This window comes from Paenibacillus sp. 1781tsa1 (assembly GCF_024159265.1).
GTDB lineage: Bacteria > Bacillota > Bacilli > Paenibacillales > Paenibacillaceae > Paenibacillus.
On sequence record NZ_JAMYWY010000001.1, the window covers coordinates 4,223,231 to 4,240,078 of the forward strand.

The following is a 16,848-nucleotide window of genomic DNA, read 5'->3' on the forward strand; positions in this document are numbered from 1 at the left end:
GCTCTGGGCCCATCTTACACAACGTATTACGAATAGTTACAGCTTACCATATTTAAGGTATACACTCAAAATCAAGCTTTGTCCCACCTATTCATCAAATCACATTCTTTTTTGATAACAAAAAAACTGCTTCACCGAAATTCCGGGAAGCAGTTTAATGAATGCAGCTATTTAGTTATTCATTGGCTTAACCGCCGGTTCCAGCTTGAGAATCTGCAGGTGCATCTGTTCCTCCAGAATCACCACTCGTTCCGCTGTCCGGAGTTACAACCTCGCCCGGTGTTGTTACGGCCCCATCATTGGAACCTTCACCGGTACCGCCTGGCTCTGTTGTCCCCTGACCAGGTGGGGTCGTGTTTCCTCCCCCAGGTTGACCGTTTCCTTGGCCGGCTCCACCGTTATTACCGTTATTACCATTGTTGCCGTTATTACCGTTGCCATTTCCGTTGTTGCCATTTTCATTCCCGTTACCATTATTACCGTTCGAGTTGCCATTATCCGGTGAACCATTGTCCGGATTCTCCGTACCCGGCTGCTCAGGATCTATCTCTGTTCCAGGGTCTATACCTGGATCAGGTTCCTCCGGTGGCATTTCCTGCGCTTCAATCATCAGGGAAATGGTGTTTGAAGGATCTGTCTCCAGTCCTGATGCCGAGTCGTAGGCTGTCACATAGTACTCATAGGTCAGGCCAGGCAACGCGCTTAAATCTTGTGCACTGGTCGATCCTACTGAATCAATGAGATGCGTGAACTGGGCTTCGGAAGTTTCTTTACGATACACCCGATATTGCGTGCTCGCGTCACCTGTTCCAGTCCAACTCAGTGAGACGGTTTGAGCATTTGGATCGTATGATCCACTCAGGCCACTAACGGACAGAGTCGGTTGTTCTGGTTCTTCTACTGGCGGAGGTGTTTGCCCTCCAGCCGGTGCTTTGAATTGCTTCACTGGAACGCCTTTTAACGCATCTCCCATGACTTTAGCGAAGAAAGCTGCGGACAGCTTACTGCTGTTCTTAAGCATATGATTGGCATCCGGATTGTCATAGCCCATCCATACTGCGGCAGTCCATTCCGGTGTGTATCCAACGAACCATACATCACGGTTGGCACTGTTGCCAGAGATACCACTTTGAACAGTACCTGTTTTACCCGCTACCGGACGATCCAGGCGCGCTGAACGTCCCGTACCGTCATTAACAACATTCTGCAGCATCTGTGTAAGCTGATACGCATTTTGCTCGCTCATGACACGCGTTGTGTCCGAGTTATCGTGTTTATATGTGGTTTTGCCTGCGCTATCCTTTATTTCCTTAATCGAATAGGCTTGTCGGTATTCTCCGAGGTTGGCAAATGCACTATAGGCTTGCGCCATTTCGAGTGTATTTGTACCTTTACTCAGACCACCGAGTGCAATCGCCAAGTTTTTGTCTTCATCTGTCAGTTGTATACCTACACTCTTGGCAAAATTAATGCCTGTGTTAACGCCAATTTTATCAAGTAACCAAACCGCAGGAATATTTTCCGACTTCGTAATGGCATCTGTCATACTGATCGTCGAAGAATATCCATGCAAGTTACCAGGACAGTAGTTACCAAAACATTGCTTCGCATTACTCAGCGCCGAGTTGGCACTGTAGTTTCCTGTTTCAAGAGCCGGTGCATAAGACACAATTGGTTTAAAAGCAGAACCCGGTTGTCTTCGACTCTGCGTTACACGACTATAACCCTTGGTCTGATAATCACGTCCACCCAGGAGGGCAACGAGACTGCCATTCTCGTGGTTCATGATTACCATGGAACCTTGAACCTGTTGATCGTCTTTACTTGCCTCGAACAGACTATCATCTGTGAAGGCAGTTTCCATGGCTGTTTGAGCCTGAGCATCCATGGTTGTGTAGATTTTGTAGCCGCCGATATTCAGATCATCTTCCGTTTTACCTGTTACTCGTTCAGCTTCACGGAGCACATAATCAATAAAGGCTTGATACTTCATGTCTTTCTCTGGTCGCTTGTAGTTATAGTTAATCTCTTTTGCTTCATCCATCTCCGCCTTGGTAATGTAGCCTTGTTCATACATCAGCTGTAATACCACACCACGGCGTGCTTTGGAGTCGTTTGGATTGCTTACCGGGTTATAAGCAGAAGGACCTTTCGGCATCGCTGCCAATGTAGCAATTTGCCACAACTTCAACTTCTTGAGATCGGTAACTCCAAAATAAAATTCAGATGCCGCTTTAATCCCGTAACGCTGATGACCGAAGAAAATCCGGTTCAGATACATCGTCAGGATTTCGTCTTTTGTGTACTTGCGCTCCAATGCCATGGCAATCGATACTTCCGTTGCTTTACGGAAGAACGTTTTGTCACGAGACAAGAACATGTTCTTGGCAAGCTGCTGGGTTAGTGTACTACCACCTTCCACCATGGAACGAGCCATGACGTCCTTAACCGCCGCACGCCCGATGGACCAGATATCCACGCCCTGATGATCGTAGAATCGCTTATCCTCTGTTGCAACAAAGGCTTGCTTCACCAACTCAGGAATATCATCTTCTTTGACGGGTTCCAGCTTCTGAATGGATAGTTCCCCCATTAATTGGCCATTGCGATCATATACTTTTGAAGTTTCATTAATTGTAGTTTTGTCCTTGTTGGCTTTGAGCAGATTTTCACCACTCACCATAATAAATAAATATCCGCCTAGTGCACAGAATATGGCGATTGCCATTGTGAAAAATAGTGTCCATCCAACGCGTTTACCCGTAATTTTTTTCTTTTTAGAGGTCTTTGGCTTCGCTTTTTTGGGTGACTTGTTATTGTTGTTGCGATTGTTAGACCTCGACAACGGATCGTTTGGCATGTTACCTCCTGACTCCCTTTCAGTTGCATAATTTCTATTCGTCTGTTGGCTCAAGCATATATTAAACATATTTTGCCCGGAATGAAAAGAACAACCCTTTATTCAGGTTGCTCTGTTTCAATACCTATACTTGTAGACGAAATGGTTGGTGAAAAGGTTTCGTAATTTTTTTAAGCTTCGCCGCTATTATCTTGCTGCATCAGCGATACGCTGCGTTGCGGCGTGAACGTGGAGATGGCATGCTTGTAGACCATTTGCTGGCGTCCGTCGCTGTCAATGACGATCGTAAAATTGTCAAATGCCTTGATCGTCCCGCGGATTTGGAAGCCATTGGTCAGATAGACCGTAGCAGGAATATTTTCTTTCCGCAGTTGGTTCAAGAACGTATCTTGGATGTTGATGGACTTGTTCATTAGCCGTACCCCCATTGGTTCATTTGAATTCGTGTTCAAGTAATATTCAATATCGCTGAGTAGCTTTCGTGCTATTATATCATGAACAGTTTCATATAATCCACAAAAACCCCTTGTCTGCTATTTTACACCCATTCTTGACGAGGTGAACAAATAGAAGACTTATCCATTATACACCGCTGGCCAGTTTTGCAAAAGAGGGACAAATTCTTCATTTTATAGCTCATTTATCCATTGTTTGGCGAACCCTTAATCTCTTCCACCTATTCTAGTGATAAATAAAAACCTCTATCCTTTTGATAACTAAAAGGTAGAGGTTTACATATCTTGATCTAATCGATGCTTGTCAGAAGAATACTAATCATCGCTCAAATCAATCAAATTTTCGTGTAATCAATTTACTTATTTGCTTGTATTTCCCTTCAAAATCCTGGGTATCCGTCATGTCCACCCATTCAATATCCTTCATATGGCGGAACCAGGAAAGCTGTCTTTTGGCAAACCGGCGCGTATCCCTCTTCAACCACTCAACCGCAGCTTCCCAGCTCACTTCCCCTTGCAAGTACGCTGCAATTTCCTTATATCCCAGCCCTTGCATGGAAATATGACCTCTGGCCACTCCCCGTTCCAACAAGGACTTCACCTCATCTACCAGACCTTGTTCGATCATCAGGTCAATCCGCTCTTCTACCCGGGCATACAACTTCTGACGATCCATTGTCAAACCAACAATAAGAAGGTCATAAGGTGACTCTTTCTTCTGTACTGCCAGCTGATCAGACCACTTCTCGCCTGTGAGGTGATGGATCTCAAGCGCACGTACAATTCGCCGCTGGTCATTCGGATGCAGACGATCCGCACTAACTGGATCAACTTCCCTCAATCGATCATGAAGGGCCTGTGCGCCATATTGCTCCGCATAGCTGAATTGTTGCTCCCTGAACGCTTCATCCGAACCACTATCGGAAAATTGGAAGCCGTAACATACCGATTCCACATACAGACCGGTACCACCTACAATAAAAGGCATTTTACCACGTTCATGGATTTCACTAATCAATCGGGTGCAACTCTCCTGAAACTCGGCCACAGAATATGGGTACTCCGGTTCATGAATATCAATGAGATGATGAGGTACACCCTTCATTTCTTCAGAGGTAATTTTGGCAGTTCCGATATCCATTTCACGATATACCTGCATCGAATCCCCTGAGATAATCTCACAATTGAAAGCTTGGGCAAGCTCGATGCTCATTCTAGTTTTGCCTACTGCTGTTGGTCCAACCAGCACAAGCAGTTTAGGTTTTGGTTTAACTTCCACGTTCAACATTAATCACTCCGTACAGGGTTTTTGCATTCGCCCGATCAAGTATTTCAAAACCGAGTCTGTCAAACTCCGCGCTGCCGCGCTTTTCTTTCATCACTACCCTTTTACGGGCGACTCGTCTCGCTTCGATAATGCTCTCTTCATCCAGCGCATGAGCATTCGCATAATCTCGCAAGGGCTGTATTGCACTTGAATCCATCATTGGTTCACGGAACATGGGGTCAAAATATACAGTGTCACAGCTTCGATCTGGCATGGAACGCAGCAAATCAAGATGATCCACATGCCGCAGATCTATGCGCCGGAAAGCCTCATCCACCAAGGGCTGATTGCTCTTATAATGGGACATGCCCTCCAGCAGCAGGGTATAGAGCGCTTGAGAACTTTCACATGCGATGACTTGTCCACTCTTCCCAGTTGCAACCGAAAATACCAGCGCGTCTGAACCAAGTCCAGCGGTACAATCAACAATGGTGTCCCCTTCAAGTACCGAACCAGCTTCCAGCATGGGATCAGCTTCCCCTCTTAGAACACGTTTAGCGCGAACAAATCCCATACTGGGGTGAAACTCAAGCTCCGTTGCATCTTTGCGAAACAGACGGGCTCTTCCATTGAGTACCACTAGTATTTCATTGATACCATAATGTTCAATCAGTCTGGGTAAAGATGTTCTATTTCGCGGTACGTAGGTACCTCCTGTCGTTTCGGCGAGTTTACGCGCACGCTCCACCTGAGAGGCAATCTCCTTGTCACCGGTTGTAATGTACATAATGTCCCCCTAAATAACTACATCACTCGTTTAAATAATTTTTCCAGATCATACGTTGAAAATGAAACCACAATCGGGCGCCCATGTGGACAGGTGTAGGGCTGACGACATGAACCCAGACGCTGAATCAGCACTTCTGCTTCCTGATCCGTCAGCTTCTGGTTCGCCTTGATGGACGCCTTGCAGGAACACATGATGGATGCAGCTTCTCTCATTTTGGCTACATCTATGCTGCGTTCGCTCAGAACCCATTCGGACATCTCTTCGATAATGTCTTTCTCGTCCCCTTTAGGGAACCAGAATGGATGGGAACGCACTCGGAACGTCTGTCCTCCGAAATGCTCCAAATATACACCGGCCTGCTCGAACCAGGCCAGCCTTGTTTTCAGCTTTTCCGTCTCCGAAGGTGTGAATTCCAAGGTAATCGGCAGCAGTAACTCTTGTGAGGCCTGAGCAGGATTACCGAATTTCTCGTAATAGTATTCATAATTCACACGTTCATGAGCGGCATGCTGGTCAATTAAATATAAACCTTGGTCATTTTGCGCGATCAAATACGTACCATGATGCTGCCCAATCAGACTCAGTTCCGGAAATGCGGGCATGGATGCATCCGATTTAATGGCAGCAGCAAGTTTAGTGGCATCAGGCAAACCTGAAGTTTTCCACGGCCGTTCATTTCTCGCACTCGAAGACGGATTGTAGGGTGAACGTGCTTCCCTAACCGGTGAAGTTACAGAATCGGATCGGTAGGTAGTCGAGTTGCCTTCAGCCAACGGTTTCTCTGTTGCTACACGACCTCCATTATCTTGTGAAGAAAGATCAGGCTTTGGAGAAGCTTCGGAAGAATTTGTACTTACATCTTTAGTAGCTTCCTGCACGTCAGCGGTTGTCAGCCCCCCATCATGACTCGTCCCCTTCTGGAAAATATCCCCGTTCCAACTTTCTAACTGCTCAGGGGGGTGTGTAACCTCAGGTGGAGCTTCGGGCAGCGGCACTGTCTGTCCCTGTTCAGTTACCGGCTGTACTGCGGACACATCCGCCGGAGCATCCAAATCCAGATCATCATCTTCCATAGTCAACTTTAACAATGCATTAGAAGGTTTCCCGAGTGGACCTTGTTGCCCATACCCTTCTGCATCAGACTGGTCTTTCAGCGGACCACGCGGAAAGAGAAATTGTTCCTGGATAAAGGAACTATCATCTCCGAGTCGGATCTGCTGTTTTTTGACCTGCGGAATCAATACCTCCTGCCGGAGGATCCCCTTCAACGTCGTCTCCACAAATTCATACAGTTCTGGTTCCTTGCTGAAGCGAACCTCCAGCTTGGCTGGATGCACGTTCACATCCACAAGAGATGGATGCATCTCCAACTGCACCACGACAAGCGGGAAGCGATTGATGGGCAGCAAGGTATGGTAGGCTTTGAGAATAGCCTGATTGAGACCGTAATTGCGAACAAATCGCCCATTAACAATCGTTGACATACCACCACGATTCGCACGTGTCCATTCTGGCAGGCTGATCAGCCCGCTCACCCGGTAATCCAGACTTTCTCCCTGGATGGGAAGCATCGCTTTGGCAGCACTTGTCCCATAGATCGCAGCAACCACTTGCAGCAGATCGCCGTTGCCTAACGTCTGTAGCAAGACATTCTCATTATGGCGCAATCTGAACGAAATGTTTGGATGCGACATCGCCATCCGGTAAAGTACATCTGATATATGTCCCAGTTCCGTCTGGATCGTTTTCATATATTTGAGTCTGGCTGGTGTATTGTAAAATAGTTCTTTCACTGCAAAATCTGTACCTTGGGGTGAGGTTGCATCTTCATGAGAGACAAGATTCCCGCCTTCAATTACAATGCGGCGCCCCCGCCCGTCATTGTCACTTGCCGATAATACCTCTACCTTGGACACTGCGGCAATACTCGCCAAGGCTTCTCCCCGGAATCCAAGACTTGTGATCTGGAACAGATCTCGGCCATGGGCTATTTTGCTGGTCGCATGACGATAAAAGGCAGTTTCCATATCCTCTGGCTCGATACCTGACCCATTGTCTTTGACACGAATACTGAGGAGTCCGCCCTCTTCCACTGTCACCTCAATCTTGGTGGCTCCTGCATCCACCGAGTTTTCAAGCAACTCCTTGACGACTGAAGCAGGCCGTTCAACCACTTCACCAGCCGCAATCTGGTTGGCAATATGTTCATCTAGCACATGTATTTTCGCCACAGGTTTTCCCCTCCCTTATATTCAGGATAATTGCTGTGCCTTCAATTTGAGATCATTTAATATCTGCATCGCCTGAAGAGGCGTCATATTCATGACATCGATATCTTTCATCGTACGGATGAATTCTCGCGCTGGTTTATCCACCACAACTACATCCGGTTTCGTTGCCACACTTGGCTCATCATCCCCAAAGATGGACAGTTGAACCACATCCGAATGGTTTGCGCTGGACTGTCCTTTGCTGTTTGATTTCTTTGTATGTTGCTTCCCGGCCGACTCTTCAATAGAAGGTGTGTACTCTGCACTCTCCACAATCTCATGCTCACGGATCAATGGTGCTGAATCCGTGTGTTGGAATTCTACACCTTTTACGTTCAGGCCCGCTTCCTGCTTCTCGTTCCCGATGTATTCACTACCCACCGCTACTTGCGCAGCCGCATGTTCGAATCCATGCAACAATCCATTCGCCCGCTCAATAATGCTATCAGGCAGACCTGCAAGGCGTGCACAATAGATACCATAACTGCTGCTGGCTGCTCCGGCAATCAGTTTGCGCAGGAAATTAACCTTGTCACCGCTCTCCTGTACCGCCATCGAGTAGTTAGCCAGCTTGTCCAGACTCTCCTCCAGATGAGCAAGCTCATGGAAATGAGTTGATACGAGCGCTTTACAGCCGATGATATCATGTACATATTCAATAACAGACTGAGCAATAGCCATACCTTCACTGGTCGACGTTCCCCGTCCCAATTCATCAATAATAATCAGACTTCGTGGTGTCGCTTTGTCCGTCATGACCTGAATGTCAGCCATCTCCACCATGAATGTGCTTTGTCCGCCAATGAGATCATCCGCGGCACCGATCCGTGTGAAAATGCGATCCATGATCGGTACTTCCGCCTGACCCGCAGGTACAAAACAACCCACTTGTGCCAAAATGGAGAATAAAGCGACCTGTCGCATATACGTACTCTTACCAGCCATATTTGGTCCAGTAATCAGCAGTATACGTGCCTCTTCCTTGGTCATTGCGGTGTGATTGGCAATAAATGCACCATCTCGCATGACCGCCTCGACGACCGGGTGGCGTCCTTCTTCCACAACCAGATCATAACCGTCGGTCAACGTAGGCCGTACAAAGTTTCTCTCAGCACTAATTACGGCAAAAGATTGATACACATCAATTTCCGCTACCTGTTCGGCCAGCTTTTGCAATCTTGCAATCTCTTTGTTCAGCCGCTCGCGCAGCTCTGCAAACAGTCCATACTCAATATCAACCATTTTGTCCTGAGCTTCGAGAATCAGCGTCTCTTTTTCCTTCAACTCTGGCGTAATGTAACGTTCTGCATTGGCTAGTGTCTGTTTACGTTCATAACGTCCCTCTGGCAGCGCGGACAGATTGGACTTGGTGATCTCGATATAATAACCAAACACTTTGTTATATCCAATCTTCAGCGATCGAATGCCTGTCGCCTCACGCTCTCGCGCTTCCAGCTCGGCAATCCACTGTTTCCCGTTGACCGAAGCCTCACGCAATTCATCCAGACGTTCATGATACCCTTCACGAATAAGGCCTCCGTCTCTTACCGATACAGGCGGCTCGTCCACAATGGCTTGCCCGATCGCTTCACGCAGATCATTGCAATCATCCATCGTTTCGGCAATATGCTGCAGTGTTGCGGAAGATGACCCAGCGCAATGCTGACGAAGTCCTGGAATTTTCTCCAGCGATGATTTGAGCGCATTCAGGTCACGACCATTGGCATTACCAAACGCAATCCGGCCTACCAGACGCTCCAGATCATAGATATCTTTGAGTTCTGCCCGCAGGTCCTCACGCAATATAAACTGGTTGTACAACGTATCCACTGCTTCAAGACGCTCATTAATCTTCCCTTTTTGCAATAATGGTTTATCGACCCAACGACGCAGCATTCTTGCACCCATGGACGTCTCAGTCCGATCAAGCAACCAGAGCAATGAACCTTTTTTGGAGCGTTCACGCACGGTTTCAACCAATTCCAGGTTCCGGCGGGTAAACGGGTCCAAGATCATATAATGATCCGGCTCATACGTTGAAATTTGGGTTAATTGTCCCAGAGAACGTTTCTGTGTCTCACTCAGATAGGAGAAAAGACGTGCAATGCACGCTTGACGTTCAGGCTCTAATCTTGCCCATACAGCCTCACCAAACTGCTGACGGACCAGATCTTCCTTATTCTTTGTCCACGCCGTGTAGACCACAGGGCGACCGATTGGAGATGCCTCGGCTTCTACCGTTTCAAGCAGCGCTGCATCCCCCACAAGCTCCGATGGTTCATAGATGCCGATTTCATCCTTAAGCCATTCCTTGGAATAGGGTATAGATGTCACATACAACTCACCCGTTGACAGATCGCAGGCCGCGAGCGCGAGCGTATTTTGATTACCTGTAAGACACACCATGTAGTTGTTGGACTTGTCCCCTAATGTTTTGCCTTCCATTACCGTTCCGGGTGTAACCACACGAACAATTTCACGTCGTACCATGCCTTTGGTTACACTCGCATCTTCCATCTGTTCACATATCGCAACTTTATATCCTTTTTCAATCAGACGCTGTATGTAATTGTCAGCCGAATGATAAGGTACACCGCACATTGGAATTTTGTCATCCGTGCCTCCGTTACGTGCAGTCAGCGTGATCTCAAGTTCACGAGCAGCATTAATCGCATCCTCGAAGAACATCTCATAGAAGTCACCCAGTCTAAAAAATAGAAAAGCATCTTGCGCTTCGGCCTTCACTTGCAAATATTGTTGAATCATTGGCGTATACTGAGCCATGATGAATATCCTCCATCCCATTCCTATAATGTCAGGAAGAAACGCGTCCTGGAAGGACAATAAGACGGTCAGGCACCGTGTTTGCGCCTCCGCCTTATGTTTTGGCTATTCGCCACTTCCTTCAAGGGTTGCTGCTCCATATCTTCCGTAGCTATTACTTATAAAAGACTTGTTTCTTATTATATCAAAAAAATGTCCGTTCTTCATGAACCTGCCCGAATATTCCAGAGTTTACGGATATCTCGGCTCTCATCCCAGGTTCTTCCCAGTTTTAATTGAAGGAGTAACGGTGACGCATACCGTTCATAACGTGCATATCCATCCAACCTCTTCAGATCATCTACCAGAGCTGGAATGTATTCCTTGATCACTTCGCGCGTTCCTTCATAAAAAGCGGTATGAACCTCTGCTTTCTCCAACGGACGCTGCCGTAATTGAGTATACCCGCTCGCAATCAGACCTGCCAATGCCACAACACCTTTCGCAACAAGGGGTGACACAAGAAAACTGGGTAACGTACGATACTCAAACCCACCATATGATTTCAGGCGAAAATCACCAAGTGCTCCATAACGGGGGCGTCTTCCCGATCCACGGGGGTCCTGAAGAAATGCCAGTGGCAGTGCCAAATAATTGTCCAGTGCGCGAAGCAGTTCCCCGGTAAGGTTCACGCCGCTAAAATGAATATGACCGCCCAGAGGTAAGCCCCGTTGTGGCATCCCTCCTGCCTGCCAGATGAGGGAGTGATCACTGATGCTGCGGGAAGCGGCTGCGAATGCCCTCATCAGATGAGCCAGCAGTTCTCGTGGTTCGGAGCTGGGAGCGGGTCTCAGTTCGGCAACCGGATATATGCGCCGTCCACCAATGGTCACGGAATCACAGCCTGCCATGCCTGTGCGTTCAAGAAATCTGGAGGCGGGTACGATTTTGGATTCCGGCATCTGCACCAGAAGGAACTCGGGGTCCATGCCGAGTATTGGAGTGGGCCTGTGACTCATTTCCTCATCCAGCAGTTCCTGATGCTGCTTCCAGCTTTCCCTATAGGTAGCAGCAAGGTTGGTCACCCCTTTCCACGGATTCGGATCGATCGAAATGACTGCACAACCTCCATTCCCTGAGGATTCCATTCGAACGGCTCCATGATCCAGTCCTAGCGTATACAGCGTTTTGATCGCAAGTCGTTCTATGCGCTTAAACAAGGTTGAACTCGCTTCACGCTCCAACAGAGTTTCCTGCGCCCCTCCCATGCCACTGGTATCCTTGCGCTTGATTCGAATCGCCTGCAGACAACTTATCTCGACATCATAGCGTACACGCAAGCCTGGTTCACGTTTGCGCCGATCGCGCAGTGACAATACTTCAATGCCTGCCTGTTTCAACCGTTCTGTACGTTCTCCAGAGGTCATTCTTTCATATCGGCGCAATGCCTCCTCCGCGTGTTCTAACACATTCATTATGTCCCCCCTCCCCGATCATGCAACTAAATAAAAATAACCCCGCAATGCGGAGCCTTCCCGTGAAAGGTATTCCATGCACATTGCGAGGCTCGTTAACACCCATTTTATCAATATTTAAGAAGAAAGAGGGCTTACGCCCTCTTCACCGCGCCTTCTGGCGCATATGATACCTTAGGTTAACAAATACTCGAGTCAAACTCACAGCTCATCGTCGAGCAGATCGGGATCGAGATCGTCATAATCTCCATCGCCACTGCCAAAGTCATAGTCCTTGTCTTCGTAATCACCGCAACCATCTGTGCAGACCTTCACACAAACTTTGGTTTCGGCAACGAGTTCTACAGCGAATTCCCGCTCTACCCGGATAATTACACTGCTTCCACCCGCCGATACTGTGGCTTCCACACAGCTAGGTTCCTGCGTTGCATCCGCAGATACCTCCACTGTGGAAGTCCGGTGTTTCGGGTCCAGATAGGACAAAGGCACATGTTCTACATACGACACCGTTTCTTTGGCTACATCCGTCTGCGAATTCTTGTCATAGGAATACCAAATGTTGATATCGTAAGTACCAATAACTTCAATTCCGTCACCCGCTGATACGGCTTCATATTGGTGGTTGATAATCCAAGCCCCCAAAATACTTGTCGGACCATTTGGCGGAGTCACGGTATGTGTTACGGTAGAGAACTTACGACCTTTGCCGCAGATCGCCTTCGTGATAATCTCTCTACATTGATGTTTATGACTCAATGACATCTTTAAACCTCCTCCATACAATCATTCACTACAAGTGTATGCAGGGCATTCGTCTAGGGTGACAACTATTTTCTATTATTCGTTTGTAGATTGGGACCGGTCCGATATTGGGGACGGTGCTTTGTCCTTCTTCGCGACTTTCAGATACAGCGCGAGTTCACGGCACAACTGGAGAATTGCGGAACGAATCTCGAATTCTTCCCTTGTATCCGGCAGTTCCATACGTTTGAATTCTTCTTGCACATCCGCAAGAAGTTTTTCAGTTCGTCCGGTGTAGGATTCAGTAAGTACATCCTGACTGAGCTGATCGAACAGCTCCGATACCATTTCCGCATGCGGCATCTTCTGATAGATCTGGGACACCAGATGCATCATGTGCTGGATCGAGTCGAGCTGCGTTTTGCGCATATAGAAGTAGACACTCCATTCCTCATTCGGATGAATCACCTGATTCTCCAGAGAACGCTTGGCTGCATCAATACCGCCCAGAATCGCTTTATCTGCTTCAATCAGTTCTCTACCCGCCCATGCTTCATTGGGATTACGCAGCGTCGCCGCGAATTCTTTGAAAATCTTCGAAAAGAGTTCATCGATTCGTTTGCGAATGCGCAGCATCTGTGGATCCGCTGCCGGCATATAGGCCAGGTTAACCGCCATTGCAGAACCAAGACCAATCAGTAACAAAGCAATTTGTACGAGGACAACATTCACGTCCATCTCTCCGCCGCTGAACACCCGAAACACAACCACTGAACCTGTTACAATACCTTCCTTGAAGCCCACCCGGACAATAACCGGGAATGCAATCAATATGTATACGGCCAGTACCCAGTAATGGAAGCCTAGAAAGTGAAAAAGTACACTTGCAAATAAAAGTCCAACGACTGAAGCAAAGAACCTCGCCGATATGGTGCGAATACTTCGTTTTCTCGTTACATCCACCCCAAGAATGGCAAGCAATCCCGCAGATGTTGGTCCTGGCAAGCCGCACCAGTCCGCAATCAGCACGGCCATTAATGCGGCGATTGCGGTTTTAATTACCCTAAAACCCATTTAATATTCCATCTCCTCTAAGCTGCAAAAAAAATTCTTAGCCAGCTCGTCGCCTCATTCATTAGTCATGACTAGTATATCTAATCCCAATGTAAACTAGACGACATCAACCGACATGCGCATGCATGCCGGTCACAGCAACACGCCCCGAATGAGGGACGCTGGCAAGTTAGATCGTTGCGACAGAACCTCAAGGCCCTCTTCTCCAATCATCGCATTCATTCCGGATCTGCACGGAATATTCATACTAAATATGGTACTTGATTTTACGGTATCGGGCAACGTGACACCCCTTGTGAAATTGTATACATATCATACCCGGTCACATTACGAGAAAAACACTTCGGAATCACCTGCGGCCTGCCAGCATTTTGCGTTCTGCATAGACAACAAGTTGATACATGGCTGTTGCAACTGCCGCAATAATTAACAGACTCGATAATACAAGCGTGAAGTTGAATACCTGGAATCCATAGATAATTAAATAACCGAGCCCTTGTTTGGCGACCAAAAACTCACCCACAATTACACCCACCCAGGCCATGCCCACGTTCACCTTCAAAGTGGATACAATCGCCGGAAAAGAAGCTGGCAAAACAACTTTCGTAAAAATCTCGGAACGTTCTCCACCAAAGGTTCGAATCACTTTAATATAATTGGGATCCACTTCATTGAAGCTGTTATACACCACCAGTGTCGTAATAATGACCGTGATGGACAACGTAGTCATAACAATGGCTGTAAAACCAGCGCCAAACATAACAATAAAGATCGGGCCAAGTGCTACCTTTGGCATGCTGTTGAACACAACCATATAGGGGTCCAGCACTTTGGACAAAAAAGGAGACCACCAAATCAAAACCGCAAGCAAGGTTCCAACGAGTGTCCCCAGTAAAAAACCAACTGCCGTTTCCCCTACGGTTACCCCAACATGTGCCCATAATTCGCCACTAGCGATGTCCTTGCCAATCTGTGCAAAAATCTTGCTTGGATAACTGAATAACAGTACATCAATCCAACGGAGTCTGCCTGCCACTTCCCATAGCAAAAACATACATACCAGCATAGATAACTGTACGGCAAGCACTTGATGGCGCCATCTGGCCACCTGCTGAATATGATTCCGATGCAGCTGTCCCATCCATTCGTCACGCTTTTCCTGCTTCGGATTCGTATGATTCACGCGTCTTTCTCACCTCCCCCGGGCTGATCCAGTTCACTCCATAACGCCTGAAACAACGCATTGAATCCTTCTTGCTCCCTGGCATGGAAGGGCTGTGCTTTCCGAATTCCATCCGGAATGATAAATTCACGACGGATGCGGCCAGGATTGCGATCAAGTACAATGACGCGATCACTGACCGCAATGGCTTCAGACAAATCATGGGTGACGAGTACAGAGGTTTTGCCAAACTGTTTTAACGTATCCGACACCAGATCCTCCAGTTGCAGCTTGGTTTGATAATCCAGTGCCGAGAATGGTTCATCCAACAATAAAATTCCCGGATCGGTTGCCAGCGTACGCACCAGTGCCACCCGCTGTCTCATGCCCCCTGAAAGCTCTGAAGGGTACTGATTCTCTGTTCCGGCCAAGCCCATACTTATCAGCAGTTCCCGTACACGTTCACGACTCCGTTCATCCAGTCTGCCTGTCAGTTCAAGACCGATCAATGCGTTATCGAGAATGGTCCGCCATGGAAACAGATAGTCCTGTTGAAGCATATAACCAATCTGTGATGAGGGACCGCCAACAAGTTTCCCTTTAACCTTAACCTCTCCTCGGGTGGGTGTGAGCAGCCCGGCGATGATCGACAACAGTGTCGTTTTACCGCATCCGCTCGGTCCAACCAGACTGACGAACTCTCCTTTTTGGATCTCCAGACTCAAGTCCTCAATCACCAATGAAGCTTCCCGCTCACTGACGTATACTTGAGAGATCCCCTCCAGTCGGATCACACTTTCGGATTCAGGCATTCTGCTCACTTCCTTTCCTGAATACCCATTACTTTGATTTCGTGGCTTCTTCCGCATAGGCATTATCCACAATGGCATTCAAATCCACGCGTTCTTTCAACTCTCCGGCAGCACTCATGACATCAAGCAGATTGTTCCACTCTTCCTCATCAATGATTGGGTCCGTAGCATAGCTGCCCTGTTCCTTATAACGGTTCACACTGCTGACCAAAATGGCTGGATCGATGTCTTTGAAAAAAGGAGAAATGACTTCAGCAATCTCTTCAGCCGTATGGGAGTCCACCCATGCCTGCGCTTTATGCAGACCATGCGTAAACTTCTGCACGATATCCTTGTTGTCGTTAAGATAACTCTGTTTCGTCATGAAGACGGTGTAAGGCAGAAGACCACTTTCTGTTCCAAACGATGCAACAACCTTACCCCGACCTTCTTGTTCAAAAATCGATGCCTGGGGTTCGAACAGTTGAACATAATCACCCGTGCCTGAGGCAAAAGCAGACGCAATATTGGCAAAGTCCACATTCTGTATCAGTTCCAGATCACTTTGCGGATTGATACCATGTTTGCTCAGTGCAAACTCCCCTGCCATTTGCGGCATGCCGCCTTTGCGTTGACCGAGAAATGTGGAATCCCTCAGTTGCTCCCAATCGAAGCTACCTTCTGTGTTACGAGCGAACAGAAATGTACCATCCGTCTGGGTGAGCTGAGCAAAGTTAATGACCGGATCTTCCGCTCCCTGCTGATAGACGTATATGGACGTCTCCGCTCCTACCAAGGCGATATCCACCGAACCTGCGAGTAATGCCGCCATCGTTTTGTCACCGCCGGCAGTTGTCTGAATCTCCACCTCAAGTCCCTGCTCCTCAAAAAAACCTTGAGCCACGGCCACATACTCCGGTGCGTAAAATACCGAACGAGTCACTTCGCCAATCGTAATCTTGGCTGCATTCTCTTCCTTATTACAGCTGGTGAGCGCCACAATGATAATCAGCAGAATAACGATGCCCCGGACGAACCATGGCGTGTATTTCATGTTGTTTCCCTCCTTCACTGGTTTCAGCAGTTTCTCTCTATTATGGATATGCCGATGCCCAGCAAAAGGTTAAGAACTTGAATGCAAAAAAGAGCCGGGCAATGATGCCCGACTCTTCCGCTCTTCGTAATGCTATTCAATATGTT

12 protein-coding genes are annotated in these 16,848 nt (G+C 47.7%); all 12 read right to left on the minus strand.

All coding sequences use genetic code 11. The features are described 5' to 3' along the window. Positions 1–187: 187 nt before the first annotated feature. Positions 188–2,860 carry a transglycosylase domain-containing protein gene (locus tag NKT06_RS19000; protein ID WP_253437963.1) on the minus strand — a complete coding sequence of 891 codons (2,673 nt, stop codon included), beginning with the start codon at positions 2,858–2,860 and terminating at the stop codon, positions 188–190. A 170-nt stretch (positions 2,861–3,030) separates the two neighbouring features. Next, complete coding sequence (gene hfq, locus NKT06_RS19005) at positions 3,031–3,273, minus strand: RNA chaperone Hfq (RefSeq protein ID WP_017687918.1); 243 nt, start codon at positions 3,271–3,273, stop codon at positions 3,031–3,033. A 373-nt stretch (positions 3,274–3,646) separates the two neighbouring features. Beyond that, positions 3,647–4,603, minus strand: coding sequence for a tRNA (adenosine(37)-N6)-dimethylallyltransferase MiaA (miaA, locus tag NKT06_RS19010; RefSeq protein WP_253437966.1), 957 nt, complete (start codon positions 4,601–4,603; stop codon positions 3,647–3,649). Beyond that, positions 4,584–5,369, minus strand: coding sequence for a class I SAM-dependent methyltransferase (locus tag NKT06_RS19015; protein ID WP_253437969.1), 786 nt, complete (start codon positions 5,367–5,369; stop codon positions 4,584–4,586). The genes miaA and NKT06_RS19015 overlap by 20 nt, the downstream gene beginning before the upstream one ends. A gap of 17 nt (positions 5,370–5,386) precedes the next feature. After that, positions 5,387–7,603, minus strand: a complete 2,217-nt coding sequence (mutL, locus tag NKT06_RS19020) for a DNA mismatch repair endonuclease MutL (protein ID WP_253437972.1) — start codon at positions 7,601–7,603, stop codon at positions 5,387–5,389. 21 nt (positions 7,604–7,624) lie between these two features. After that, positions 7,625–10,426: a DNA mismatch repair protein MutS gene (mutS, locus tag NKT06_RS19025; protein ID WP_253437976.1), complete on the minus strand. Its 2,802-nt coding sequence runs from the start codon at positions 10,424–10,426 to the stop codon at positions 7,625–7,627. Positions 10,427–10,629: 203 nt separating this feature from the next. Next, the gene (locus NKT06_RS19030; protein WP_253437980.1) at positions 10,630–11,880 is read right to left on the minus strand and encodes a putative amidoligase domain-containing protein; all 1,251 of its coding nucleotides are present in this window, start codon (positions 11,878–11,880) and stop codon (positions 10,630–10,632) included. Positions 11,881–12,081: 201 nt separating this feature from the next. Continuing rightward, positions 12,082–12,642: an outer spore coat protein CotE gene (locus NKT06_RS19035; protein ID WP_062835006.1), complete on the minus strand. Its 561-nt coding sequence runs from the start codon at positions 12,640–12,642 to the stop codon at positions 12,082–12,084. A 75-nt stretch (positions 12,643–12,717) separates the two neighbouring features. After that, positions 12,718–13,695 (minus strand): aromatic acid exporter family protein, encoded by a 978-nt coding sequence (locus tag NKT06_RS19040; RefSeq protein WP_253437983.1) that lies wholly within the window; start codon positions 13,693–13,695, stop codon positions 12,718–12,720. 349 nt (positions 13,696–14,044) lie between these two features. Further along, positions 14,045–14,836 carry an ABC transporter permease gene (locus tag NKT06_RS19045; protein WP_253442648.1) on the minus strand — a complete coding sequence of 264 codons (792 nt, stop codon included), beginning with the start codon at positions 14,834–14,836 and terminating at the stop codon, positions 14,045–14,047. Between the two features lie 38 nt (positions 14,837–14,874). Then, positions 14,875–15,669 (minus strand): ABC transporter ATP-binding protein, encoded by a 795-nt coding sequence (locus NKT06_RS19050; protein WP_253437986.1) that lies wholly within the window; start codon positions 15,667–15,669, stop codon positions 14,875–14,877. A 28-nt stretch (positions 15,670–15,697) separates the two neighbouring features. Continuing rightward, positions 15,698–16,702: an ABC transporter substrate-binding protein gene (locus NKT06_RS19055; protein WP_253437989.1), complete on the minus strand. Its 1,005-nt coding sequence runs from the start codon at positions 16,700–16,702 to the stop codon at positions 15,698–15,700. Between the last annotated feature and the right edge of the window lie 146 nt (positions 16,703–16,848).

Bases quoted from the DNA above. Each gene is read 5' to 3' on its own strand.
- NKT06_RS19000 (WP_253437963.1), bottom strand. From the start codon at position 2,860: ATGCCAAACGATCCGTTGTCGAGGTCTAACAATCGCAACAACAATAAC.
- hfq (WP_017687918.1), bottom strand. From the start codon at position 3,273: ATGAACAAGTCCATCAACATCCAAGATACGTTCTTGAACCAACTGCGG.
- miaA (WP_253437966.1), bottom strand. From the start codon at position 4,603: ATGTTGAACGTGGAAGTTAAACCAAAACCTAAACTGCTTGTGCTGGTT.
- NKT06_RS19015 (WP_253437969.1), bottom strand. From the start codon at position 5,369: ATGTACATTACAACCGGTGACAAGGAGATTGCCTCTCAGGTGGAGCGT.
- mutS (WP_253437976.1), bottom strand. From the start codon at position 10,426: ATGGCTCAGTATACGCCAATGATTCAACAATATTTGCAAGTGAAGGCC.
- NKT06_RS19030 (WP_253437980.1), bottom strand. From the start codon at position 11,880: ATGAATGTGTTAGAACACGCGGAGGAGGCATTGCGCCGATATGAAAGA.
- NKT06_RS19035 (WP_062835006.1), bottom strand. From the start codon at position 12,642: ATGTCATTGAGTCATAAACATCAATGTAGAGAGATTATCACGAAGGCG.
- NKT06_RS19040 (WP_253437983.1), bottom strand. From the start codon at position 13,695: ATGGGTTTTAGGGTAATTAAAACCGCAATCGCCGCATTAATGGCCGTG.
- NKT06_RS19045 (WP_253442648.1), bottom strand. From the start codon at position 14,836: ATGGGACAGCTGCATCGGAATCATATTCAGCAGGTGGCCAGATGGCGC.
- NKT06_RS19050 (WP_253437986.1), bottom strand. From the start codon at position 15,669: ATGCCTGAATCCGAAAGTGTGATCCGACTGGAGGGGATCTCTCAAGTA.
- NKT06_RS19055 (WP_253437989.1), bottom strand. From the start codon at position 16,702: ATGAAATACACGCCATGGTTCGTCCGGGGCATCGTTATTCTGCTGATT.